This is a genomic window from Bradyrhizobium sp. CB2312, from assembly GCF_029714425.1.
GTDB lineage: Bacteria > Pseudomonadota > Alphaproteobacteria > Rhizobiales > Xanthobacteraceae > Bradyrhizobium.
Window position 1 is genome coordinate 8009741 of sequence record NZ_CP121668.1, and the last position, 25431, is coordinate 8035171.

16 protein-coding genes and 3 pseudogenes are annotated in these 25431 nt (G+C 57.8%); 8 read left to right on the forward strand and 11 right to left on the reverse strand.

Annotation, left to right across the window (positions count from 1 at the left end):
• Nucleotides 1-88 precede the first annotated feature (88 nt).
• From QA642_RS38745 to QA642_RS38755, 3 genes and pseudogenes are all read right to left on the reverse strand, one after another.
• A complete protein-coding gene (locus QA642_RS38745) occupies nucleotides 89-475 on the reverse strand; it encodes a hypothetical protein (RefSeq protein ID WP_283081603.1) in 387 nt (128 codons plus the stop codon).
• Nucleotides 476-2937: 2462 nt separating this feature from the next.
• Nucleotides 2938-3067: pseudogene (locus QA642_RS38750) on the reverse strand (transposase); the annotation flags it as partial.
• Between the two features lie 66 nt (nucleotides 3068-3133).
• Entirely contained in the window at nucleotides 3134-3607 is a 474-nt protein-coding gene (locus tag QA642_RS38755) for a MarR family winged helix-turn-helix transcriptional regulator (protein ID WP_271608495.1), read from the reverse strand.
• A 97-nt stretch (nucleotides 3608-3704) separates the two neighbouring features.
• Here QA642_RS38755 and QA642_RS38760 point away from each other — a divergent pair, with 97 nt between their 5' ends.
• The 7 genes and pseudogenes from QA642_RS38760 to QA642_RS38790 all read left to right on the forward strand — a co-directional run.
• Entirely contained in the window at nucleotides 3705-4073 is a 369-nt protein-coding gene (locus tag QA642_RS38760) for an antibiotic biosynthesis monooxygenase family protein (RefSeq protein WP_231164280.1), read from the forward strand.
• 30 nt (nucleotides 4074-4103) lie between these two features.
• Nucleotides 4104-4550 carry a hypothetical protein gene (locus tag QA642_RS38765; RefSeq protein ID WP_283081604.1) on the forward strand — a complete coding sequence of 149 codons (447 nt, stop codon included), beginning with the start codon at nucleotides 4104-4106 and terminating at the stop codon, nucleotides 4548-4550.
• Between the two features lie 119 nt (nucleotides 4551-4669).
• Nucleotides 4670-7345 carry a PAS domain S-box protein gene (locus tag QA642_RS38770; RefSeq protein ID WP_283081605.1) on the forward strand — a complete coding sequence of 892 codons (2676 nt, stop codon included), beginning with the start codon at nucleotides 4670-4672 and terminating at the stop codon, nucleotides 7343-7345.
• A complete protein-coding gene (locus QA642_RS38775) occupies nucleotides 7342-8025 on the forward strand; it encodes a response regulator transcription factor (RefSeq protein ID WP_283081606.1) in 684 nt (227 codons plus the stop codon). The genes QA642_RS38770 and QA642_RS38775 overlap by 4 nt, the downstream gene beginning before the upstream one ends.
• Before the next feature lie 568 nt (nucleotides 8026-8593).
• Nucleotides 8594-9277: pseudogene (locus tag QA642_RS38780) on the forward strand (transposase); the annotation flags it as partial.
• 72 nt (nucleotides 9278-9349) lie between these two features.
• Entirely contained in the window at nucleotides 9350-10393 is a 1044-nt protein-coding gene (locus QA642_RS38785; protein ID WP_128944741.1) for an IS110 family transposase, read from the forward strand.
• A 286-nt stretch (nucleotides 10394-10679) separates the two neighbouring features.
• A pseudogene (locus QA642_RS38790) lies at nucleotides 10680-11171 on the forward strand (IS5/IS1182 family transposase); the annotation flags it as partial.
• Between the two features lie 124 nt (nucleotides 11172-11295).
• On the opposite strand, the gene QA642_RS38795 reads toward QA642_RS38790, so the two are convergent.
• Nucleotides 11296-13551: a hypothetical protein gene (locus QA642_RS38795; protein ID WP_283081607.1), complete on the reverse strand. Its 2256-nt coding sequence runs from the start codon at nucleotides 13549-13551 to the stop codon at nucleotides 11296-11298.
• A gap of 982 nt (nucleotides 13552-14533) precedes the next feature.
• Between QA642_RS38795 and QA642_RS38800 the strand changes: the two genes are divergently transcribed.
• Nucleotides 14534-14692, forward strand: coding sequence for a hypothetical protein (locus tag QA642_RS38800; RefSeq protein WP_283081608.1), 159 nt, complete (start codon nucleotides 14534-14536; stop codon nucleotides 14690-14692).
• Nucleotides 14693-15438: 746 nt separating this feature from the next.
• Here the strand turns inward: QA642_RS38800 and QA642_RS38805 are convergent.
• The 7 genes from QA642_RS38805 to QA642_RS38835 all read right to left on the reverse strand — a co-directional run bounded on the left by QA642_RS38805 (nucleotide 15439) and on the right by QA642_RS38835 (nucleotide 24776).
• Nucleotides 15439-16728, reverse strand: a complete 1290-nt coding sequence (locus QA642_RS38805; protein ID WP_283087066.1) for a glutamine synthetase — start codon at nucleotides 16726-16728, stop codon at nucleotides 15439-15441.
• 47 nt (nucleotides 16729-16775) lie between these two features.
• Nucleotides 16776-18062: an ATP-grasp domain-containing protein gene (locus tag QA642_RS38810; protein WP_283081609.1), complete on the reverse strand. Its 1287-nt coding sequence runs from the start codon at nucleotides 18060-18062 to the stop codon at nucleotides 16776-16778.
• Complete coding sequence (locus tag QA642_RS38815) at nucleotides 18059-18961, reverse strand: DMT family transporter (RefSeq protein WP_283081610.1); 903 nt, start codon at nucleotides 18959-18961, stop codon at nucleotides 18059-18061. Before QA642_RS38815 ends, QA642_RS38810 begins: the two co-directional genes overlap by 4 nt.
• Before the next feature lie 129 nt (nucleotides 18962-19090).
• Nucleotides 19091-19876, reverse strand: a complete 786-nt coding sequence (locus QA642_RS38820) for a gamma-glutamyl-gamma-aminobutyrate hydrolase family protein (RefSeq protein WP_283081611.1) — start codon at nucleotides 19874-19876, stop codon at nucleotides 19091-19093.
• Between the two features lie 29 nt (nucleotides 19877-19905).
• Entirely contained in the window at nucleotides 19906-20964 is a 1059-nt protein-coding gene (gene rtxC / locus QA642_RS38825) for a dhydrorhizobitoxine desaturase (protein WP_283081612.1), read from the reverse strand.
• A 31-nt stretch (nucleotides 20965-20995) separates the two neighbouring features.
• Entirely contained in the window at nucleotides 20996-23407 is a 2412-nt protein-coding gene (locus tag QA642_RS38830) for a 2-aminoethylphosphonate--pyruvate transaminase (protein WP_283081613.1), read from the reverse strand.
• 1180 nt (nucleotides 23408-24587) lie between these two features.
• Nucleotides 24588-24776, reverse strand: a complete 189-nt coding sequence (locus tag QA642_RS38835) for a hypothetical protein (protein WP_283081614.1) — start codon at nucleotides 24774-24776, stop codon at nucleotides 24588-24590.
• Nucleotides 24777-25431 lie beyond the last annotated feature (655 nt).

Consider the following 25431-nt stretch of genomic DNA (forward strand, 5'->3'; position numbering starts at 1 on the left):
GCTCGGCCTGCCGATCAAGATGGTGCACCGTTGGTGTCCGCGTCTCTACGAGCACCGCCATATGGTAGGCATTTTGTGGTAATCAGCGCTATTCCGTGCTCGGCTCCGCAGTCAGCGGCGCGCCTCCGACAGAAACCGGACCTTGCGGTTTTAAGGGCCGGACGTCCCTCTTGGCCGGCTTGGATGTGGTGCGCACTGGTGGCGAAGAAGCAGCAGGAGCAGGAGACGCAACAAGCGCCGGATTCTGCAGCTGCTCGATTCTTTGGGTCAGGGCTGCGATCTGATCCGAGATCCGCTTTAGCTCGGCTTGCTGCGCATCGACGTTGCGATTGAGCTCGGCAATTTCATCGGCTGTCTTCTGCTGCCCCGATTGGATCCCTAAAAGCACGTCCCTATCATCAGGTGACAAGCCAAGCGTGGGAGGCACGACTTCATGTGCCGAGGGCGCCTCGGCAAACGTTTCGATATTCGTCAAAAAATTGACTCCTCCGGCGCAAAGAACGAGCAATACGGCTAGAAGAGCAAAGATCCACCGAAAGCCTTTCAACGGTCTCTGCAGGACCGGCAGCAACTCCGAAGCTTGGGATTGATCCGTCACAGCCACACCCCGCTCTCATCATCTCGATCTGCTTTGGTTGTTCTGGTTGCCGCGAGAGCAGAAGATGGTCAAGAGCTGCCTCGAGCCGCAACCCCCGCTGCATCGTTTTCAGCAATGTTGTCCCCAAGGCCGGGTCTTGATCGCATCAGGGTTTTTGCGAGCAACGCACTGCGCTGCAGGTGGTGAGGTAAATAATGAGGGCCGGTAGAGGGGATTACCCGTGAAGCACATTCATACCTGTGCTCTTGAGAGGGCCGCCTCACCGAAAGGCAATGCGCGTCGGGGATTTGCTAGGTGAGGCTTCCAGCGGGTCCTGCGCCTGATTGTTCGAGGGTCGGTAGTCGTAGCGTCGAAGTTGACCTGGCGCAAAAATGCTGCGCAACCCACGCAACAAACGCGTGATGCGAGCGCAATCATAAGACTAACTATATCGTTCGATGGAGGGGAATTGCGTTGTTAATGGGCAACTGCACGAAGGCCAGCCAGGAGATCAGGTCGGCCGTTCAGAAAGACCGGCACTACATGCGAAAACGACGCGAATCGAGGAAGCGGATCCCTACGGATGCCTGAGCTGATCATCTGCAAGCGCCGGGCCTCCATACGTGGAAAACATACCAGCGCCCCTGTCCAGCCGCGTACCATCTTGCGTGAGGTCTCGCAGGGATCCTAGCGCGACCACAGGTCGGGCCGCGGGATGAAAGCAAATGCGAGCAGGCTCGAGCAACGCGGCGCAAGCCCAGCCGCGGTCAGCGCCAACAGGCTGCCGGACCCAATGTCATGATTGCGCATGAACCGTCCTTCATGGCGCCCCGAAGCAGCACGAGGGGGCGGTTGCCGCCTTCGTCGTGAATAGCCAATCACCGGATTCCCACTCAAATTTGCTGCACTATTCCTGCAGTCTGCGAGGGGAAAAGCATTTTTTAAGCGCAATCGTCCCACTGTTCGGCGGCCGCCGGCGAGAACGAACGAGTATCAAAATTTGTGGGGTGTTTGCTGGCCATAGGCCGTGGGATGCCCCGTAAGTGCCGCCCCTCCTCCCAGGCCCGCTCTGTGAGTCGTTTCATAATTGCGATATATCGTTTCGAAAATCCTTGTTGCATGCGCGCTCTCCTAATCCTCCTCACGGCTTTTACGATCATGTTGGCAGCACGTGACCGGCACCAAAATGGCTTCGTGCCACGTCCGACGGCATCCATGCCCCCGGTCGACGTGCCGTAACCCAGGCACCTGCCTTTGTCCGCAAACGACTGACGCAGTTCATCAATATTGGGTAACCACTCAGACCCATACTTGCGATCTGCACCGCTGCTGTAGGCAGTACATCTTCCCTACCGTGGGGACAGCCACGTCATTCTGTCATTGCGGAAGTGGCGTAGCGGCACTTAAGTCCGGCAGCGCAAGCCCAAGCTCAAGGAGCCGATCGGCGAACTTCGTTGGCCGCCATCTCAAACTGGGCGTACGACTATAAATTCAACGCCAGAAGGAAAGGACACCTACCGCTGGCATTTCGTCGACATCGACATCGATCGGCCGACATATGACGACGCTCTTGATTGCAAGGATGAACACGACCAGAGAACTTGCATCCTCGAAGGTCTTCCGGCGGCGATTGCGATCCTCAAAGACAATTCGCGCTCTGAGGAAGAAGGTTGCGCGCGCTGAAGCTTGTTGTCCATCTGGCTGGGGACCTGGAGCAGCGTTGCACGCAAGCGAACATAACGGCGATCAAGGAGTTAACAAACTGCATGTCATCTTGCACGCAAAGCGATACGACGGCACGTCATATACGCGTGCGCCGACATTCCACAGCATATGTGAGGACTCTCTGATCGATCTCCAGGCGTATTCGTGGGGAGTTAAACTGATGCGCTGGATGCCGATCTGCTGCCGACAGTCGAAGCCCCGCCCTATGATGAAGCACGAGTTGCTGCTTGCGCGAACGATACGCACGCCCTGGGCATAAGAGCCTATCAGCTCCTACCCCCAGGAACGCTGGACCACAACGATTCGGGCCACGCCGTAGAGTTCGGCAACGATTATGCCGTAGCCATCAAAGCGGACCTGGATCGCGAGCTGGTAAAGGGAGCCGCGCGGCTTAAGGCTATCCTGGAAGATGCACTCGGCAATTCCCAGACGAACTGCCAACCTTAGGTGGGCCGCAGAACACCTCCCGCTAATTCTCGATAATCATGATTTATCAAGATCAGTGTTGGATGCTTCGTACACTCGAAGTCTGCACGATATCCCGAGGACGGTCCTGCGCGATGAGGTCGTGCGGCTTGAGGGCAATCGGCGCGCGAACCGCGTACCAAGGTTGAAACTCATTAAATCCACCATACACCAGATCGCAGCATCCAGCAGATACTATTGAGGACGCGTCGATCGTTTTACCCGAGGGGCTCCACGCGGCTTGTTTGGTAGCATAGACTCGATAGCTGCCCATTCGTAGTCCGTTAGTTCATGGCGCACGGTTCGAAGCCCCAGTTTGGGAGCTTGAATAACGGGCGCCGGGCCAATCACAATGCTTTTGCCATGTCAGGCCGACTTGTCCTCACGACTGCCCTCAAGCTTATCTCGCAAGGCCGTGATCACGCGATGGACAATCCGTATATCCTTGACCGACAGCCCTTCTGAAAGATCGTTGATCCAGGGAGCCTGCAACTCCATTGCGGCTTCGAAGGCGCGCTGTCCATTCTTAGTGAGCACGACGAGCTGCGCCCGTCGGTGATGCGGGTTGACCTCAAAAGATACGAGGCCCTCTCTGTGGAGATCATTGATAATCCGCTGCACGTTTTGACGATTGCCGCCGAGGTCACGTGCGAGCCAAGCGACCGGTTGGGGACGTTCGGCGGACACAATGGCGCCAAGCACCTGCCAGCGTGCGCTTGTTAGGCCGAGCGGGGCGACCAGACGGTCGCCGGCCGTCAGAAATAGGCTGTCGAGCCTGAATAGATCGAGAACAAGGTCGGTCAGGGCGTCACCCTCCGGGCTTCGCTTGGCTCTTTTCATTTGTCACCATTGCTTTGTATTGACATCATGATGTCAAAGTGGTATGTGGTCATAATACCAATTAGACATCACATATCAAATAGCAATGGAGGCACTCATGTCGCTGCTACGCCCACTCGACCCTTCCTTCCCGATCGACCGCCAGATCGCTATCGACGCAAATTCGGTCGTCCTGGTGAACCCATTCACGCTCGACAAAGCCGATGAGGCGGCTTTTCTCAAGACCTGGCAGGACGACGCAGCGTTCATGAAGCGACAGCCGGGCTTCATTTCCACTCAGCTGCACAGAGCTCTCGGCGACAGCTCGACCTATCTGAACTACGCCGTCTGGGAATCCACCGCACACTTCCGCGCGGCCTTCACCCATCCTGACTTTCTAGCAAAAATCGCCAGCTATCCGGCCTCCGCGATAGCCTCCCCTCATCTGTTCCAGAAAGTTGCCGTGCCCGGCATCTGCGTGGCCTAGCCCTGCTCTTTTTAGGAAGGGAAGATACTCATGATCAAGTTGATCCATCCTGTCGCTGGCGCCTTGGCTATCGGAACGATCGGCACATTTTGGCTGTCGACGGTACTGAGCGAGCTGTTCGCGTCCCATGCCACAGTTGCAGCGGTTAAGAGCACCATACCGTGGGGTTTCTTGTTGCTGATTCCGGCGCTCGCTGCGACCGGTGGTACAGGTGTCATCTTGGCAAAGGCGCGCCGGGCCGGACTGATCGGGCCCAAATTCAAGCGCATGCCATTCATTGCAGGAAACGGCATCCTGATTCTTATTCCGTCTGCGCTCTTCCTTGCGTCCAAGGCTCAGGCGGCTGAATTCGATGCCACGTTCTATGCTGTGCAGGTGATCGAGCTCGTGGCGGGCGCAACAAACATTACACTTCTTGCTCTCAACATGCGGGACGGTCTCAAAATGAAGGGATGGTTGCGCCACAAACCCGCTTGATCACCGGAACCAGAACTGCGCGGACAACTGATCTGACGCCCGGTATTGTCGTGGCTTATCAGTACGCGCCCTAAAATGTTATAGCTCTCCCGCCGGAGAACAGGCCGGATGGTATCAGAATGCGTAGCCCGATCAGCAGTTTAGAACGTTCAGCCCTTCAGTTTACCTTCGGCAGCATAGCGCTGGCCGTGGTAACTCTGGCTTGCTTGTACCTTCACGCGCATTTCGCCGCGACGGCGTTCGCGTATTTGTTAGTGATCTTGCTGTTTTCGTTGATGGGAAGCTTCATTGCGTCGTCCGCGCTTTGCATCATAGCCATCGCTGCTCTCGCTTACTACTTTGCGCCGCCGGCGTTCAGCCTGCGTATCGATGACCCCCAAGATCTGCCGGTGGTTGTTGCATTCTTTATCGCCTCGATTGTGGGAGCGCACCTGATCGGAAAGCTCCGCCAGGAAAGAGAGGCTGCGCGTGTCGTTGCGGCCAAGCTTCAGCGGAGTGCGGCCGATTTGGAGGATCGCGAAAAGCGGTGGCGCGCCATCTTCGAGCACAATCCCGCCATGTACTTCATGGTCGATGAAGCCGGCACTATCCTCAACGTCAATTCACTCGGCGCGACACAACTCGGCTATGCTCCTGCTGAACTGGTCGGCCGATCAGTGCTGGACGTATTTCTCGAGGAGGATTGCGGTTTCGTTCGCGAATGCGTTCGGACGTGCCTTGAGGATGTCGGACAAACGCGCACGTGGGACGTCCGGAAAGTCAGGAAGGACGGCTCGGTGTTGTGGGTACGTGAAAACGCCAAAGCCATGCTCTGGGGCGATGAGCAGCCCATTGTCCTTATCGCCTGCGAAGATATCACGGAGCGAAGGCGGACAGAACTTGCCCTGCAGCGGAGCGAAGCACATTTAGCCCAGGCGCAGGAGTTGAGTCACACAGGCAGCTTCAGCTGGAACCCCACTACGGGCGAGGCCTTCTGGTCAAAGGAAACATTTCGCATTTTCCAATTAGATCCTGACAGAGTGCAGCCGGGGCCGCAGCTCGTCGTTGAGCGCACTCATCCAGATGATAGGGCTTCGGTTAAAGAAATTATCGATCGCGCGATGCGAGACCCGAGCGATTTCGAGCACGAATACCGGCTTCTGCTACCGGACGGCTCGGTAAAGCACATCCATGCGCAGGCACGGGCGACGAGAACAGCCTCTGGTGGCATCGAGTTTGTTGGGGCAGCTACGGATATCACTGCGGCGAGGCGAGCAGAACAGCAGCTGCGCCGCAGCGAGGCCTATCTGGCCGAGGCCCAGCATCTCAGTCACACGGGCAGCTGGTCCTGGGACGTCTACGGTCTAGATTTCGTGTATCGCTCCGCCGAGGTCGATCGTCTGTTCGGCTTTAGCCCACAAGAGCCGGTGTCGATCGAGACCATTCGATCGCGCATCCATCCGGACGACTTGCCGCGGCTGGAGGAGGTGCAGCGCCAGGCGATTGAACACAAGGAGCGGCGGTTCGAATATGATTTTCGTATCCTTCTACCGGATGGCGGGATAAGACGCATACACTCCGTTGCGCACGTGGTGGTTGGCAGCGATGGCAACGTCAGCGAGCTGATCGGAACACATATGGATGTGACCGAGCAACACGCAGCTAGGGAACGCCTGGAAAACACACTTGCCGCGCTGCGCGAAAGTGAACAGCGCTTTCGCGACTACGCCGAAACAGCTTCCGACTGGCTCTGGGAGACCGGGCCGGATCATCAGGTCACTCACTTATCCGAGCACACCAGTGCTGCGGGAATTTTGGCGACAGGATTGATCGGCCTGCTTCGCTGGGACATTGCGTGCGACCTCGAAGAGGAACCCGAGAAGTGGCGGCAGCATCGGGCGACATTGGAGGCCCATCTTCCGTTTCGGGATCTCGTCTACCGCACCGTGAATCGGACAGGTTCTCCGATCTACGTCCGCACGAGTGGCAAGCCTTTTTTCGATGGAAAGGGCAATTTTCTCGGCTACCGTGGCGTCAGCACTGACATCACCGCCACCATTCGCGCCGATCAAGCCGAACAAGAACTACGAAGGGCACAGTCGGAGCTTGCGCATGTGACGCGTGTAACGACTTTAGGAGAGCTGACAACCTCCATCGCCCACGAAATAAACCAGCCACTCGCCGCTATTATCAGCAACGCCGATGCGTGCCTCGGTTGGATGGGCCGGGAAGCGCCTAATCTTGCCGCCGCCCGCTCTTCGGTGGAGTGGATCATCGAAGACGCAATCCGGGCAAGCGAGGTGATCCGTCGTATTCGCGCGCTCGCGAAGAAGGGCGAGATTGAGATGGCGCCGCTCGATATCAATGAGGTCGTTAAGGACGTCATTGCGCTGGTAACACGAGAGCTGGTGACCCACCGAGTGACGTTACGAACCGAGTTGACGGCAGGGCTGCCTAGGATCCTCGGCGATCGGATTCAGCTACAACAGGTGATCATCAATCTCGTGATGAACGGAATCGAAGCCATGGAGGCAGTTACCGACCGGACGTGCGAACTGCTGATTCAATCATCAAAGAACGATCTGGGGCACATCCACCTTGCCGTGACCGATTGCGGCGTCGGCATCGCCGAGAACGACGCGGACCGCGTCTTGGATCCTTTCTTCACCACCAAGCCGACTGGCCTTGGAATGGGTCTTTCAATCTGCCGGTCGATTGTGGAAGCTCACGGAGGACGGTTGTCAATGGTCCACAAAAGTGGACCGGGCGCGACCTTCCAAGTTGCCCTACCGCCGCATAAGGAGGCCGTCTCGTGACAGGACGATTTGACTCGCCAGGTGAAGTCGGCAATGCCGAGTCCTCGACAAGGGCGGTTGTCTTCGTCGTCGAGGATGACATCTCCATGCGTCGCTCGCTTACGAACCTTTTTCAATCGGTAGGGTTAGGCGTCATTGCATTCGGATCGGCGCGCGAAATGCTGCAGAGCCCAATCCCGGACATTATTAGCTGCCTAGTTCTTGATGTCCGGCTGCCAGGCTTGAGCGGCCTTGACTTCCAGACCGAGCTCGCGAGGTTGAACATACATATTCCGATCATTTTCATTACCGGCCATGGCGACATTCCAATGACTGTCAGGGCCATGAAGGAAGGAGCGGTTGATTTTCTCAGCAAACCGTTTCGCGATCAGGAACTGCTTGATGCCGTGGTTGCGGCGACCGAACGCGATCGCAAAAGGCGGGAGGCTCAGCAGACGGTCGCGAACCTGCAGTCTTTATTTGAGACCTTAAGCCCGCGCGAGCAGGCGGTGATGAAACTGGTCGCTGCCGGCCTGATGAACAAGCAGGTCGCCGCCGAGCTTGGGCTCGCCGAGATTACGGTCAAGATCTACCGGGGACACGTAATGAAAAAGATGCGTGCACGCTCGCTGGCCGACTTGATCAGAATGACTGAGACGCTGGGAGTTCGCACTAATCGTCCTGAACAAACGCAAGTATGATTTTACAAGTTCATCAGTCGAGCCCACTTTTCGCGCAAGGTGGCTAATGCTTGCAGCCGCTATTCCCGCTTCAGGAGGGCTCGTCTTGTCCACGCCTTTGATTTCCGTCGTTGACGACGACGCCTCACTCCGTGCGGCGACAGAGACTTTTTTGAAATCGCGTGGCTACATCGCCCAAATGTTTGCCTCGGCCAAACACAGAGGAGCCCGGAGCAGGCTAAAGCGCTTTGAGAAGCCGTACGGTTGATTGCGATTGCTGCGGTTTGGAATAACCGGCTTGGTTCCGCGCTCATCGAGTTCTTCACGCAATTCGGCGCTATCATAGGCTTTGTCACAGAGCATCCGTTTCGGCCGCTTGACCCTGCGGATCAGGCGTTCTGCGATCAGACAGTCGTGCGCTTCGCCTCCAGTCAACAGAATGCGATCAGGCGCCCCTTAGCATCTGCGAGTGCGTGTATCTTCAGTTGCGCCCTCCGCGCGAGCGACCAACAGCCTGCTTCTGCCCCCCCTTTTCCGCCCGCTGCCGAGCGATGCGCTTTGACGTGGGTGGAGTCGATCATCTGGGTGTCCGCTTTACAGCGAGAACGGCCGGCCCGGGATCGCGACCCGCTTCATGATCGGGCTCTTGCTGCTCAAGCACATACGAGCTGTCCGATGAGGGGGTGTGCGAGCGCCGGGTTCACGACCTAGAGTTCTTCCAGCACGCTTTCACGCACGAGCGCTCGGACCTGAGCCATTGGCGCAAGCGGCTCGGCGACAAGCTGGAGCTGCTGCGAACCGAGCGCCTGCGGGTGGCGCACGAGGCCGGCACATTACGCAGCCAGGACCTCAAGCGCGTCACGGTCGATACCACAGTGCAGCCGAAGGCCATCACCATTCCGGCCGATGCCAAGCTGCTGCATGCGGGCATCAAGGGCCTCAATCAGTTGGCGAGAAGGCACGGGGTCAGGTCCGGCAATCCTATGCTCGCGTGGCCAAGGCCGCCGCGATGATGGCTTCCCGCTACGCTCGCGCCAAACAGTTCAGGCGGCATCAGCGACAGTTGCGCATCCTGCGTAGCAGGCCCGGCCCAATCATTCGCGACATCCGCCGCAACATCGAGGGCCAGCCGGCACTGGAGGAGGCCTTCGCCCTTTCGCTCGGCTGGGCCGCGCAGATTCGTTCGCAGCAGCAGCGCCAGCGCGGCTGGAAGCTTTATTCCTTCCATGGTCCGGAGGTGGAGTGCATCGGCAAGGGCAAGGCTGCCGCGCCTTGTGGCATGGACCACGCCCGCTCTCAGCGGCAACGTGCAGCCCGGCGGGGGGCAGCAGCAGGAGCGCAAGCCATGTCGAATACGAACCTTGTCACAATCGGCATCGATCTCGGGAAGAACACATTCCACGTCGTCGGTCTCGATGCCACAGGCGCAATTACGCTACGCAAGAAGCGGTCGAGAAATCAGCTTGACCAGTCGCTGGGCAATATTCCGCGTTGTCTGATCGGAATGGAGGCGTGTGCAGGCGCACATCATCTGGGGCGCAGGCTCGAGAAATTAGGCCATCAAGTACGGCTCTTGCCGGCGCAGTACGTCAAACCATACCTCAAGGGTCACAAGAATGACTTTCGGGATGCTGAAGCGATCGCCGAGGCCGCTCAGCGGCCGACAATGCGGTTCGTTCCAGTGAAGTCAGCCGAACAACTTGATTTACAGGCACTACACAGAGTTCGCAGTCGATTGGTGACGCAGAGAACGGCGGTCATCAATCAAATCCGGGGCTTTTTGCTTGAGCGAGGGCTACCAGTGCGGCAGGGAGCGGCAGCACTCCGACTGGCACTTCCTCAGATTCTCTCAGCGCCAAACGACAACTTATCGCCTCGCGTGATCCAGCTCATTCAGGACTTGGCCGAGGACTGGCGCTATCTCGACCGACGGGTCGCGTCAATGACGAAAGAAATCGACGAACTCGCTGATCAAGATCCACACTGTCGCCGCCTAATGAGTGCGCCCGGCGTCGGGCCGATCATCTCAAGCGCGATGGTCGCCGCCATCGGAACCGGTGATGCCTTCCATAAAGGCCGAGACTTTGCAGCATGGCTTGGTCTGGTACCAAAGCAAATCTCGACCGGCGATCGAACCATTCTCGGGCGCATATCGAGGCGCGGTAATCGGTACCTGCGAACGCTGTTTATTCAAGGTGCCAGAGCCGTACTTCTGCAGCGTCAGAGTTGGCCTCGGCATGGCTTCGCAGCCTGGTTAGAGGCAGCGTCGAAGCGGCTCCACTCCAATGTCTTGGTTGTTGCCCTGGCCGCGAAACTTGCGCGCATGGCCTGGAGCATGCTCGCAAAGGGCCGTGACTACGACGCCAACCTCCTGGGCCGCACCGCATAAGAAACAGGGCCGGAAAGGAAAATCCAAGGTCGGGATCAGAAGGCACAATAACCCGCCGAGGTTTGCGAGACGGAAAGGACGAATGGAGAAACGGTTCCACCGACACTTCTGAAGCCTGGTTCGACTCCATGGCCCTTCTTGAGGCCGGCGAGTTATTGAGGACAGAAGTGAGCGGATATCCATGATGGCTCGGGGCAACAGCCCCAAATTGAAGCCGGATAGATTGGCGCAAACCGCTTCATCCCTTTGTCGATTCCTCTTGCAACGCGGGCGTGGTCCATAGATCGGCGTGAAGGCCTCCGTCGTCACCAACAATCGCCGCGCTCCCGGCGGAGTGTTCGTGCTGCACGCGAGCGCAATGCCCGACAATCCGTATGATGGGCACCCCCTGCGGGACGTCATAGAGCGTACCGAGACGCTGACCGGCTGTCCGATCGAGCGGGCCTATGTCGACGAGGGGGACCGCGGCCACGATGCGCAGAATCCCCGTCGCGTCTTCATCTCCGGCCAGAAGCGCAGCATCTTCGGTGTCATCAAGCGCGAGCTGCGCCGTCGCTCTGTCATCGAGCCCATCATCGGGCACATAAAGGCCGAAGGCCACCCTCGGCCGCTGCTACCCCAAAGGCCGCGCCGGCGACGCCGCCAATGTCGTCCTCTCAGCCGTCGGCCACAACTTCCAGCCGCATCCTCGCCCGGCTCAGAGAACTCTTGGGCCTCTTCCTCGAGTTGCCAATGGCGAACGCTCGCCTCTCCAACACAGCTCAATCCGGCTCCTTAACTCAGGAGTTGGAGCCTGGAGGCCAAAGTGCGGTTCGTTCGGCCACTGGATCCGGATGCGAAGAAGACCGATGCCGTACCACAAGCGGCGCTCTATCGAGTCGCTTAACTAGTATCGTATCGAGTCACCTGCGTGCCCCGCGCTCCGTTCCGGCAAAAGGATACCCTGGATAGCCGCTAAAAGCGGAACCTAACAAGGACTTGCAGAACGCAGGCGTGAGCTTGCCGCGGTGGATCACGACGTCTTCGTGACCCGTTGCAGCTCGAGCGTTCTGCCAGAGGCGATTGTAGCCGCGCTGTTCGTTGGATTTCACGTGGCAAGCGGCGAATTCGGCGTCATCCAATGTCGTTAACTGCCACGCATAGACCGGCCGCTTCGTATGGATGTGCACCCACATCGGATTCACCGTACCATTGCGCAGTGGCGTAGGCTGCAGCTTGAGCTCGAACAGCGTTCCCGGCTCACCCTTCAGCGCGCGCGGTGACTCCAAGGGAGCCAACTCCTCGGCCGCCTGCAACCGTTCGAGGTACTTCTGCGAGGGAAACGCATAGGTCTTCATGCAATCGATCTCGATCGAAGCCTTTTGCGCCTTCGCAGTACGTGCCTGCCCCTTAACCTCCGACAACATCGCCTTGAGGCGGACTATTTTTTTTTGCACTTCGGGCACTTGGATAGGCGTGAGTAGGCCGCGTCGGCGAGGTTCGTCCAGCGCCTTTACACAGGCCTCAATCTCCGCGGATTGGCTCTGCAGCCGCTCAACCACGGTGTCCACGACGTGCTCGGCATCTTCGGGCTTCATGTGGCGCGCTTGCGACACGGCTCTTTGCTCACTGGGCAGATCGAATTGCAAGAGTTCGTCCAATCGCGCGAGCAGGCGCGTCAGTGTCTCCTTCGATGGCGGGGCCTGCCATATTGCCAAGTGTTCCCTCGCGGACGATGACATCCTCGTATGCGCCTCTTCCGCGCTCGCGAGTTTCTTCGTGCCCAGATCCGAGAGCACAATAACCTTGGTGGTTCGCGCCGTGTCGGCTTCGGGCCTAGCGAGCTGCGGCTCGGGCTGCCCCCCTGCCGAGCTCCCCGCACCTCCGGCCTGCCTCCGCTTGCCCTTCCCTTTCCTTCGCGCTGGACTGCCTTCGGCCGCCGGGTCGTTGCCGCCAGTGTCGGCCGGTGACGCAAGGCCAGCCTCCGTTGGCGGTGCAATGATGGCTGGTGTCTTCGGCTGCACTGCTAGCAGGCGCATGACCTCATGGGCCGTGACCCACGATCCTTCCACGATCTGATCCAACAGATCCAACGGAAGCTCGGGACTTGCTCCCTTATTCCTTAGTTCGGCAACCATGTTGGGCAACGCCGACGCAAATTCCGATAGCCGCTCCATGACCCCTTCGAGAACGGCGCAGTGCTCTGCGTCGAGGGCTTGTCCTTTGCTGTTCAGAACAGCGTCGCCCGTTGAGAGGAATGCCGGAACAACATCGCCCATGAAGGTTCCGAGTAATCGCGCCCGACCGTTCTCACCCAAGAGGATTTGCCTGACGGCCGGGTCGAGCGTGTTCGCGTGCGACTCAATCATGACCCGCGCGAGAAGGACTTGCGATTGCAGATGCACGCACCTCGTATTCAGTGCCCAGCCGGTATGCAGCCGTAGTGTCGCCTGTTCGGCCTGTCGCCTTTCGGCCGTTGCACTTGGCAAGCTGGCAGTGGCTGCGCAGACGGACTGCATCCGTTCAGAGCGCAATGCCTTCTTTTCCCACCACTCCGTGCAGGCCAAATAGTGTTTCGCCACACCGGAAGCCGCTCGGATCAGCTGGTCGGGCGGAGCATTGGATTGGCGCATCCGCTCGAGTATCTTACCCGCATTCTCCCTACTCTTCTCCAAGGCGTAGATAGTCGGTTCGGCCAGCGCGTTGCATTCGTTCCCCGCATCCAGAGTCCGGTCACGAATTCGGCAAGCCTGCTCTTCGGACAGAATGCTGCGCGCCACATCTGGAGACAGGCTCGCGTAGTAGTCCAGAACTGCTGCGCCTGCTTTGACAACCTGATCGATCAGCTCTTGCGCCTCAGACGAGCTCTGAGCGCCCATGGCAGCACTGTGGCAAGCATCAAGTTCCTCAAGCAGGCCGTCCATATTTTGTTTCGCTGCCGTGATCCCCTCACCGCTTGAGGAAATGGGGACTGCCACACCCGAAGCTGAGGGCAGGCTCGCGAGCGTCGCCATTCTATCTTCAGACGCTAAGCGCATCCGCTCCACGACGGAGTTGAAAACGCGGTCGCCTTCCGCAGGGACAAACTTTGGCTCCGAATGCGCACTGCTCGATACCAACGTGGTGTCGGCTCCCGCAGCCCCAACGTGCGGTTCGCCAGGTCGGCCAATGCCCGTCATGTTCCATCTCCAATACGGTCAACAATGCGCAGCGTCCCTGGATAGGCCGCCTGGCTGACGGTTGGCTGACGAAGGATGCTCTCCGAATGCACAACCCCGCCGTCCGAGTTCCAATTTCTTGGAATGTGTTATGGTGCTGAGGCAGCAATAGGGGATGACCCATAAGGTGCGGGATAGTCGATTGTAGCGCCGGTCCGCATTCCGCCCCTCGCCGTGACCAGTATGGAAATGTGCGCGCCCAGAAATAGTCCTGCCAAAGTCATTCCCGGATGCCGAAAGCCGTCGGGCATGGCGAACCGCAGGGTCGATTGTCAGGCTTTCGGCAGCAGCAAAGCTCTTATTAACCGGGAGGAGATGCTATTGGTCGAACAAAGAGTTTCGGATCCAACTATGCGTAGATCTGGCTCGATGTGGAACGTTCCGTCAACTCGACCTCTTCTTCTCGCGTTCGAGTGAGCAGAACCTACGCTGCGCAAGTCCTTTTCAGAATAGGACCTCGCCGAGGATGCTGCCCAGTTAAGCGCACTTAGAATAAAAACAGCGCAGTGAGCGTGCCAAGCACACCGAGCGCCAATCTGATATCGGCGAACTACCGTTAGCCCGTCTCGAAACAGCAGAAAGCGTGAGAATCGGTTCCGCCACCAAGATTGCTCCGACCGATATCGCGACTATTATGCAGATATTTCGAGATGCATGTATCCCAGTGCATGTCCGAAGACGAGAAGGATACCGCCGAAGGGTATTAGCAGAAACATCGGCAAGAGCGTCGTCAGGTCTGCGCCGGCCTTTCCAAACTGCTTTGAGGCAAACAACCTTGCGATTATCGAAAGCGCCACTAAGAAATGGCGTCCACCGCTCAATCTTCAATGCTGAACTCAGCGCCTGACGTATCGAAAGCGCTGTCAAGGTGGTTTCCAATCAATGGACAGCATCTCCTGACTGCCTTGGACGGCTTGAGCGTCGATCTACAGGATGCATGCACATGATCCGAGGCTGGCGGCATGGGCCTGAACACGACCTCGGTTCGGATCAAGGTGATGTGAAACCGGAGGTGACGCGGCGGCTCTTCAATATCGTTCAGGAGATCGGCGCGAAGACGATCCATTATTCTATGACTTCGGTGACAACTGAGACCAAGTGATCAAACTCGAAAAATGGTTCGACACCACGACGATAGAGGGACTTCCCTCCCCCTCAAGGACGTCCGCGGTGCGCCCGGCTATGCCGAATACCTCGACGCCAGCGGCGACCCTACTCACCTGGAATATGAAAATATGCGCCTCTGGGGCACGTACAGTTCGATCCCAACCTCGTCGCCCCGAGGATGCTCGAGGCCGGCGCCAGCGCATTGTCCAAAATTTGGAAGCCGCGGCGTCGCGGCACGCGGCTCAAATAGATATCAAGCGTCAATCATCAAAAGGGCCGCAGAGCTACGCTTACAATCCGCTTACCGGTCTGGCAAGCCAAGTCGGCAATGAAGAGGCGAGGAACTTCAGCTCGTTCACTTCAGCCGGAGTGCGTTTCTGGCTGACGGAGCGCAGCGTTTGTCTTGCCGCTTTGGGACCAACCCAGGCAAGCGCGCGCACGCTCGACGGCTTGCGAGGGATAGCTGCCAACCGGGCGCATGCTTGAGCTCCAACATCTGCTTGCCGATGTAAAGCTTACGAGAAGGACCGGACGTTAGATATAATCTAGCATCCCAACGGAGCAATCGCGGTTGCTGCCACAGAGTAGATAACAGCAGACCTCCTCAACTTCCCGAGGTCCTCACTTAACGAGTAACACACATTTGCTCTGTATGAAGTCCAACATCAGCAGAACAGGCAGCCGCAATAGTGTGGCCGGCAAGCCAGAGGAATGCAGTTCAGAACTGTCGAAGAGTTCAAGCTAAATGATCTCGAAGTATCTCCGACGTTCAAAGTCGGTGACCCGATGTTGAACGGCTTCCCACTCCCAACGGCGCGAGCAAGAAAACGCTTCAACAAACCTTTCTCCGAAGACATCACTTGCCGCCGCAGACTCTGCAAACCGAGAAGTTGCCTCTGATAGGCTTAGAGGCAGTCTCGCGGACGGCCGACACATTTCCGCGCTTGCATCACCGACGATCGAAGCCGGCAGTGCCGGACCTGTCTCGACACCCAATATTCCCGAACCAATCGCACTTGCGAGCGCGAGATATGGGTTCAGGTCTGCGCCAGGTAGCCTATACTCCAGGCGATGGGCAGATGGCTCTCCCGGAATGGCGCGAATTGCGCAGGAGCGGTTGTCAACTCCCCAGCTTGGACAGATTGGTGCCCAGCAGCCAGGTACCAATCTCTTGTAGCTGTTGAAGTTCGGCGCAGCGAGCACACAGAACTCATTCATGTATTCTAGTTGTCCGGCGATGAATTGCCTCATAAGCTTCGAGACGTTGCCGAACGCATCACTGTCGTAAAACGCATTCTGACCATCCGAGGACATCGAGATGTGAATATGCCCGGACTGGCCGGGCCATTCCTCGGAAACCTTGGCCATAAATGTAGCCATCATGCCTCGCGTTTGCGCCCAGGCCTTTATCATCGACTTGAATATGGTTGCTCGATCGGCAGCTTCCAGCGCATCACAATGACTAAGTGACGCTTCGACCACGCCAGGTCCCGTTTCAAAGTGCAGTCCGCTGAGAGGTATTCTAGCCTTCTCACAAAGCGCCAAGATCTCATCAAACAGCTCATGTTGCGCGACAGAGCGCGCAATCGAGTAGCCGAACGGGCCGCGAGTTAAAGGAGCCCACTCGCCGAACGGCTTTTCTTCAATCGTGTCTGCGTTCTCCCTAAACAACATGAATTCAAACTCGAACCCGGCAGTGCAGTCGTATCCGTGTTCAGCAGCCCTTCGCAGGACCTTACGCAGAATACCGCGCGGGCAGATGTCCTCATGTGCGCCCGTGAACTCCGCGAGGTAGAGATATTGACCGCCAAGATGAGACACCGAACGGCCGGTGCCTGACAGAATACGCAGGTCAGCATCTCCGAACGCTGATAGCGGCTTTTGCGTGAAACTGGCCGGAATGACCCGGTCCGTACAATCCCACGCCAGCACCGCTTCAGAGAACTTGATAACTTTATCTCCATCCGAGAGATCTTCACCCAAGATGTGTTTGCCTCGCAGAACGCCATCGAAGTCGCTTGCGCCGACCATCGCCACGCGGGATGGATTCCCTCCGGTCAACCTGAAATCAGTTGGCATTAGTCGCGGTCCTGCATCACTAAATCGAACACCTGGTCCATCCGCATTGCTCGCAACTTGCGATAGTCACTCTCAAGCTGAGTCAAATCGCCATTCACGAGATAAACGATGCCTGGTGTTGACGCCAAGTCGATCGTGGGAACTAGCTCTTGACCAATCGGAACGAATGCGATGGCATCCGCGAAGCTTGGGAGCTTGCGGATTGCTTCGAGTCCCGGGTAACCGGCAACGACACCAGCCATATCTGAGATCAGCGAGACGCAAAGTGCGTGAGCCTGCCGCTTGTAGGGCCTGCGCAGCCTCATATATTCACCAAAGCCGTTGGGATCTGCGTAGCGCCAGGCCGTCAGGGTCATATGGTTGTGCCCCAACGCCATCGTTCGTGCTTTTGCCGACATGGTCCCTTGAAGCCTCGCTCCGAAGTCCACCAGGACCGGTCCTCGATGGTCGACGATGATCTCAGCATGAGCCGGTCCGTCGACGATCTGTAGTGTCTGCAACGCACGCTCCAAGTAGTCTGACAGTTCCTGAACGATTGGTTCGCTGCCCTCCAACAATCTCTCGAGTGAGCAGACCGATGATGCCCCCTCAATTGGAACCGTGTCATATGTCCAGGCCTCCGTAACGAAGGCTTCCCCGTCCATCGATACGGCATTGACCGTGTATTGCTGGCCATTTATTTTTTCTTGCCCAAGGGCAAAACGATTCAATGCTCCGACACGGTTCGTCTTCCCGACAATTGCGCTAAGAGCCCGCTGAATATCAGCATCTGTCCAGCAAAAGAATACATCTTCGGTACCCGTACTGTTCAGAGGCTTGATCACGATCTGATCGAACCTCGCTTCGCGCTTCCAGCTCGCGATCTCTACAGGACTGTCGGACACGATTTGTCTGATCGATCGCACGCCTGCAGAGGTGAGCGCGCAAGACAATCGCGCTTTGTCACGCCGAGCAGCGGATAATGCGGTCCCATTTGATGGTAAGCCCAGCCGCTCCGACAACGAATCGGCGAGTTCAACTCCGGTCTCGCAGCCCGCGATAACGAACTCCAATTCCCGGCCATGAAGAGCCTGAAGATGATATTCAACGATGTCGTCGTACCCCATGCGCTCCCTGGGGCGAATGACTTCACCATACAGATCCGCATTGAAATGCGATTGGAATATGGGCGGAATCTGTGCAGCCGACATCACATGCACCGTTCCAATTCCATAGCGCTTGAACTCTTCCGGTAGGTATCGACCGGTAGAGTATGCGTCTACGATTACACAATTCCGTTGTTTCATGCGGATCTCCGATACTGCAAGTAGATGTTGCCGACAGCGACAGCCGTAATGAGAGCGTTTCCAATGAACGTATGTGACGAAGGCACGATGCGAGAATCGAAGTACTGGAACAGGAAGGTGATGATAGGGGCGGTTGACAGGACCATGTTGACGGTGAAGGGCTCTACGCGCCGAATGCCCTGCTGGATCAAGAGCAATGGAACAATGATCGCCGACAGCCCAATTACTGCGATCGCAAACCAATGCTGCGAGATCTCAGGCACGATAGATGAATAGTCGACCAGTACCAGCAGCAAGAGAATCGTTCCATAAAAGCGATGCGCCAGGACTTGTCGACCAGAACAACCATGGTCGAACAGCAGTTTGACGAGTATATTTGTAAGAGCCAGCGATAGCCCGGCCACGATTGCCAAGACGATGCCAAAGGACGATCGAGCCCCCCACTCCACACCTGCGTTGCCGCTGGCCGAGATCCAAATCATGTAACTGCCGATCGTTGCGATCGTAACGCTCACGACAATATCGGATGCTGGAGGGGCACCCTGGCGCCTGATCAGTGCGTTTAACCACACTGTCGCGGTGGGCCCCAGTGCGACCATGAAGGCGACGACGATCGCAGGTTCGGCGTATTTCAGTCCGATAAATAAGCCGATCCAGCTAATTGCTGTCACGACATTGAGCGCGACGAAGACCAGGAGCGACCATTTCGCCACCGTTGCCTCCTTTCCCTCGTGGCGAGCCAGGAGATTGAATATCAGACATACCGCGGCGAAGGACAGCAGGAGCGCGACGAACACATCCGCTTGCTGAAGGTACGACGCTGCATAAACCTCACCTGCCGCGCTCACGACGACATAAAGCGCCACAAGGAACACTCCCAGAGCGAAGCGATCCGCCAATCGTCCAGTCTTCCTGTGCCCGCGAAGCGACGCGCGGCCCTCGCAGGACCGGACGCGTGCGTCGGCTCCGAGGGAATGTCCTTTTGACGTGCACGGACCACGTTTGGTGTGAAATGTCACAATCCGCCTCTAGGTCTTCTTAGTCCGGTAGTACCCAACACACGCCTCTCCAAACGCCTTGAACAATTGCTTGCTGAGGAGATCGCTTGAGACGTGCCATTCGGGGTGCCATTGCACACCGATTTGCAGCGTCGGGGCGCCAATGACCGAAGCCGCCTCGACCAAACCGTCAGGCGCCCACGCCTCCCGTCTCAGCGCCGGGGCAAGCGCTTCGATGCCTTGATTGTGCAGCGAGTTGACTTGCGCTTCGATCGTTCGCGCGATTGGAAAGAGCGCGCCATCGGAACATATCTTGACGCTGTGGGCGGCGTCGTATTGGCGGTCTCTTGGACGATCTGGCTTCTCGGCATGCATCGCACCACTTTCCGGCCTCCACTCCGCAAGCGATGAGCGGAGCGTGCCGCCGAAATAGACGTTGAGTTCCTGAAGCCCACGGCAGATGCCCAGAATAGGCATTCCGAGCGCGATGGCGCTCTCGATAGTTACTGCAGAGAGCCTGTCCCGCGGACGGTCGAGGATCCCAACCTCAACGTACTGCCGGTCATCCTCCGTCAAGGACGCGGGCGCTCTCAGGACGGCGGGGTCGATGTTCGATTCATCACCTGTCAACACCAAGCCGTCGAGCCGGCGCATGATCGCCGGGACGACCTCCTCCCTCGCATCTTCGGCGTCGACCGTCGGCAATATGACGCAAGCCACGCCCGCCTGACGATGGAGTGCCTGCAAGTACTTGCGCCGCAACCAGTCGCGATGCACAGCATCGACCAGAAGACGGTTCGAAGTGACGCCTACCACGGCTCGGGTGCTCTCTGTCCGTAGCAACGTCACGCCACCTGCCCTCGCGTGCGAACCTCGGCAATGGACTGCTCATACAACCGTCGATTTCGCTCTTTTAACTGATCTATGACGCTAGGTTGACCTTGAGGTCCCTTGACAAAGAGCCCGCCCCAGGTCGCGGCAACCTTCGCATAGTTCGGATCTTGCATTCGGATTTTCTGAGCTTTGCGCAACAGCCAAAACGGAATGCCCGGCGAAAGGTGATGCTCCAGGTGGTACTCATCCAAATTCTGCCCGAGGATGGCCCGCTCGAGGAAATTTCCTTTCCGATTCCGGGTGAGATAGACGTTCTGCGTCTCGGTTTCGCACATAGGTGAGTGCTCGGCGAGCTCGATAAACCAGCCGAGGGCCTGAAACGTGGTGAGATAGGGCACGATCCAGAACAGGACGATGATATGGAGCAGCCCAACAGCATATGATCCGGCCAGGATGCTGATCCAGAAGAGATAGAAGCCATACTTGTCGACAAGTATGCCTGAGCGGCTCTGATCCTCGACATCTGTGACCGAAAATCGATTCGCCCAAAGATACTTCAGATACGCCACTGTCGCGCCGCCGAAGATCGGCTTCCAGATCATGTTGAAAGCGTACCGCTCCGGAGGCTGCACGTCGTAAACGCCGCTGGCCAGGAAGAACTTCAGGTCGGGGTCCTTGTCCGGGTCTCCAAGATAGGGGTGATGCAAATAGACGTGCGAGATCCGGTAGGCCCAGTGGCGCTGGAACAAGGGATACGAAGCGAACAGAATGCCCAGGACGTAGTTCCAGGTCGTGTTCTTCGCGAGCGTGCGGTGAGCCGCATCATGAGCGATGGTTGTCAATCCGCGCTGATAGGCACCAATTAGAAGGACGGCCAGCGGGTAGAGCCACCATGAGACTGATACAGTCGCGAGCGTGCACGCTGTGATGACGGCGTAATCTTTGGCAATATAGGCAGCTCCCGTTATGTTGTCGGGTCTCAGCTCAGAGAGCTGCTTATTGATCTCTCGGCTGAATTGAACGGCCTCATAGCGTGATGACCTCAATTTCCAAACATCTGCCTGATTCATGAGAACTTCCTCCTGATCGCCTTGCCGGTTGTCAGATTGCGGAAAGCGCCTTGTCCAGATCGCGCAGGATGTCGTTGACATCTTCGATGCCGACGCAAAGCCGGATCGAGCCGCCAAATATGCCGGCGGCTTCGCGCTTTTCCCGCGGGACGGTGGTGTGGGTCGTCGAGACAGGATGGGTCACGAGCGTGCGGGCGTCGCCTACATTCGAAACGTGATACATCAAGTCGACGTTCTGGATGAACTTGCGCCCGGCTTGTTCGTCCTCCACTTCGAACATGACCATCGCCCCGTGTCCGTATGCAACATCGAGTGTCTGTTCGACGACTTCCCGATCGGCGCCTTCAAAGAGCCCGGGGTAGAAGACACGGCGCACTTTAGGATGCTCCTTGAGAACATCGGCCACGATCCTGGCATTCGCGCAGTGCTGCTTCATGCGAAGTGGCAGCGTTTCAAGCCCCTGGATCAGTTGAAAGCTCGCAAACGGGGCGATCGCCGCGCCGGTATCGCGCAACCAGGTCATGCGAGCCTTGAGGAGAAACTCGCTCTTTCCGAGATCGTCGACATCGCGCACCGCGTTATGCCAGATAATTCCGCCATGCGCATCGTCGGGACGATTGAACAAGGGAAAGCGAGAGGCTCCCCGGTAGCTAAACTCGCCGTTGTCAACGATCAGTCCGCCGAGCGTCGTACCGTGGCCGCAAATATATTTTGTTGCGGAGTACGTCGCAATCGCAGCGCCGAGATCTGACGGCCGGCATACCAGTGGCGTTGTCGTATTGTCCACGACCAAAGGCACGCCGTACTTTCGGCCGATCTGGGCCAGCTGTTTGACGGGGAGCGGAATCAGACAAGGATTCGAAATCACCTCTCCGAACAGGCATATCGTGCGATCATCAATGGCACGTTCAAACGTCTCGGGCTTTCGAGGATCTGCCGTCCTCACGCTGATGCCAAGACGCTTTAATGTGTTGTGGAGCAGGTTCCAGGTATTGCCATATAGATACGGAGAGGCGACGACATTGTCTCCCACTTCGCCGCTTGACAGGTTGACGATAGCCAGGAACGTCGCCGCTTGACCTGACGCGACGGCGAGCGAGTCCCTTCCCATATCGACGGCGGCGTAGCGCCTTTCCAGCGCGCGGGTCGTCGGATTGATGATCCTCGTGTAGGTGAACCCGTCGGCCTTGACGTTGTAGACGTCAGCAATGTGGTTTAGATCGCCATCGAGTTCATAAGCCGTATTCTGGTAAATCGGCACTGCGACGGCTTTCGTCACTGCGTCGCGTCGATAGCCCGCATGCAGAACCGCGGTCTCGGCCGAAAACGACAGCTGCGGTTCTCCAGCCGTTCGAGCTGGCATCTTTACCCGAGCGCCACATGTCTCTTGGGCCGACATCGGCGCAGCTGACCGACCCTGACTGGAGCGGAAATATGTACGAAATGCGCAGCCCAACTGCACGATCCAGCTGGATTGGATTTCTCCAATGCAACCGATACGGAAACTCCGCGTCGGAAGATGCAGCTTCGAGTAGACGTAAAGGTTGTGGGCTGCCAAGTGGCGGTACAGCCCGTCGAATCCTGCCTGGTCCACGATTCCGGACGGCGCACCGAACGCGACGCAGACCGGCGATTGCAACTCGGTCGACAGCAGCGGCGACACTACTCCTTCGAGTTCTTTGACGAGATCGACCCTAATCTTCTCATACCTGCGGCGCCTCGCATCAATGCCCTCCTCGTGCAGAATCTCCAGGGCCTTTGTCGTTGCCTGAACGATGTGGGTTGGTGGGGTCGATCGCCACTCCCCGCTGCGCTCGAGCGAGAGCCATTGATCTCTCACGTCGAGCACAAAGGACCTCCGTTCTTGAACCGCATTCTCGAGCAGCTCGCGAGACGCGATGACAAACGCTACTCCCGGCGGCCCTTCTATGCACTTGTTGCTCGAGGTGACCAGGACGTCAGCTCCACGCTGGCTCAGATCGATATTAAGGGCGCCAAAAGAACTCATCGCGTCGATGATGGTCTTTACGCCACGTCGCCTCGCCTCCTCCACGATCGCGTCCAGCGGATTGACGATTCCGGTTGTCGTCTCGCAATGCACCAAACATAGGTGCGTAACGCCAGGATTTCGGCTCAGATACTCGCCAATTTCTTCAGGATCCAAAGGATCGGTCGCTCGCTTGACGAGCTTCAGCGCTTCGACGCCCCACAGCCGCAAGATTCGTAAAATGCGCTCGCCATAGATGCCGTTTATGCAAACGAGCGGCCTGTCCGCTCGGGACACAAATGAAGAGAGGGCGGCTTCCATCGCAAAAGAGCCGCCTCCCTGAATAGGCACCACCGAATAGTCCTCAGCATTTCCCAACAAGCTGAGCATCAGCCGCCTCATGCAGGCGGTCACTTCCTTGAACTCGCGATCGCGCGACGCGAGATCAAGCTGCATCTGGCTCCTGACCGCCAGCGATAACGACAATGGACCAGGCGTCAGCAAAGAGCGCTGTCTCGTCAAACCATTCCTCCTCAAGTTGTCGTGTCAATTGATCTGGATAACGCCAGCCACCAGGGAGCCCTGGGCGAGCATCGACTTCCTAGGTCAACAGCTTCGGGCCCAGCGCCATACGCGGGCGCGTTTCGGGTGGGCGTCCGAAACCCCTGCCGGATGGCGACCTCCGTATCTCATCGCAGATGCGGAGCGATCGCTCATAAAGCTCCTCACGGATGCCATTCACATCTCCTAGACATTGGCTTTCCGAGCGCGCGCTCGAACGCAGGTGACGCTGACGCGCGATCTCATCCCAACTATCATCCATATGAAGACTTAAGCGCCGTCGGCTTCTAGCCGGCGCGAAGCAGTAGGTCGGTGACCGACCTTACGCGGTGGACCTGCTCTATTCAGGCAAACTCGGCGTTAGGAAAACGATGCAGTCGGATGTCATCGCGCCTGGATGCAGACCATGCCACGACACACTTGATGATCGTTGTCGGCAGCGGCAGTCTGATGCGTGGGCTTGAGACTCGATGCATTCGCACTCCGTCGCTTTTTGGAGGATTTCGGACGCCAATCACTGTCGTTGTCCATTTCGAGATCGTACAACTTGACGTTAGGGGCGTTTCAACCCTCTCCCGGCATTTTCTCGTGTGAATTTTTCCTGACGTACTCCCATCTGGCGGCGACGAGCCGACGTAGGCGGCAGAGTGCTGAGATTCACAGCGCGCTAGAGTGAGAGTTCGACATCGGGACCGTCGGCATTCCGCCCGCAAGCGCGATACTTGGAGGGAAGTGATGGCCCGATTTTCCGTTCACGTGCGATCCTCGCCATACCCCCAGATGGAGGTACCGAGCTTCTCCGCCGTGCAGGCGAGATCCTCCTGGCTGCTGGTGCCTGGAAAATGTACGCGCTCGTCGCACCTGACTGCCGATATCACATCGTTGCGCTTCAATGGAGCGGCCTTCGTCGAGTCCGGCTTGAAGACAATTGGGGGGCCTTGAATCGCTGGCCGTTTAGCAACGATCAGTTCGACACCTTTCGGCCAGTCGCCGCGGAGCAGAACATGTCGTCCTGCTTAGGACTACGTCGAGCCGATTCCAGGTGATGGCACGTGTCCCTATCTGCGAGCAATCGCTAGCTGGCAGCCTCGAGGCGATCTGGTTGGACGGATTGCGCCTCCGAGCCGTCCTGCTCGCGTTGGCTCCTCTGCAGCGCCTGCTCGTTGATGGCGAGCTCGCGTTCGACGCGGTGTACCGCGCGGTCGAACAGGTTGACGGTGGACCCAGAGCGGATCATCAAGACATCGGCCTTGTCGCTTGTCATGGATGAACTCGCTTGCCCTTTTGGCCGCGCCCCTCACCGGCTTCATGGCAGGATGGCTAAGGATCGCGGCTGCTTTGTCTTGCGATGCGAAGACGCGGCGCGCACACGGGCCGCATCGGTCGACGAGCGGCGGGCCAAAAGGAAGCAAGCTTCCCGAAAGCTGGCAGGTCGCGACAGGAGAGAGTCGGGGTCGACTGCTAAGTTCGGATTGGTCAATATACTGAAGCAGCGCCCGGTCGCTGGACGCGGCCAGGCTCAAAAAACCGGGGCCCCACCCTCATACTGCTGCGCGAAAGATAGAAGCCGGCCGAGACGCTGCCTGGCTTGGCTAAATGGGAGCTCGGCGTCGCTGGCCCCACGCGTAGAAAGAAGCGCTAAGCGAAACTCAACCGACTGGGAGTCGGAATTCCTCTCTGGCCTTTGTCATCGTCGTAGATTCTCATCTGGAGCATGGAAGGCACTTCTTGATCTCCTCCGCTCCCGCCCATGCTCAATCTCTGCTCGCGTACTCGCTCTCGAATTGCCCGTCACTTCGAGCACGTAACCGGAAGCGGGCACTCGAGGAGTGGGTGCGACAATTTTGTTCCTTTAGAGCGAAAAGTCCGATCCCAGGCCAGCCCGAGCCGAATCGTCTTTGGCCGGGCCCGCAGGATAT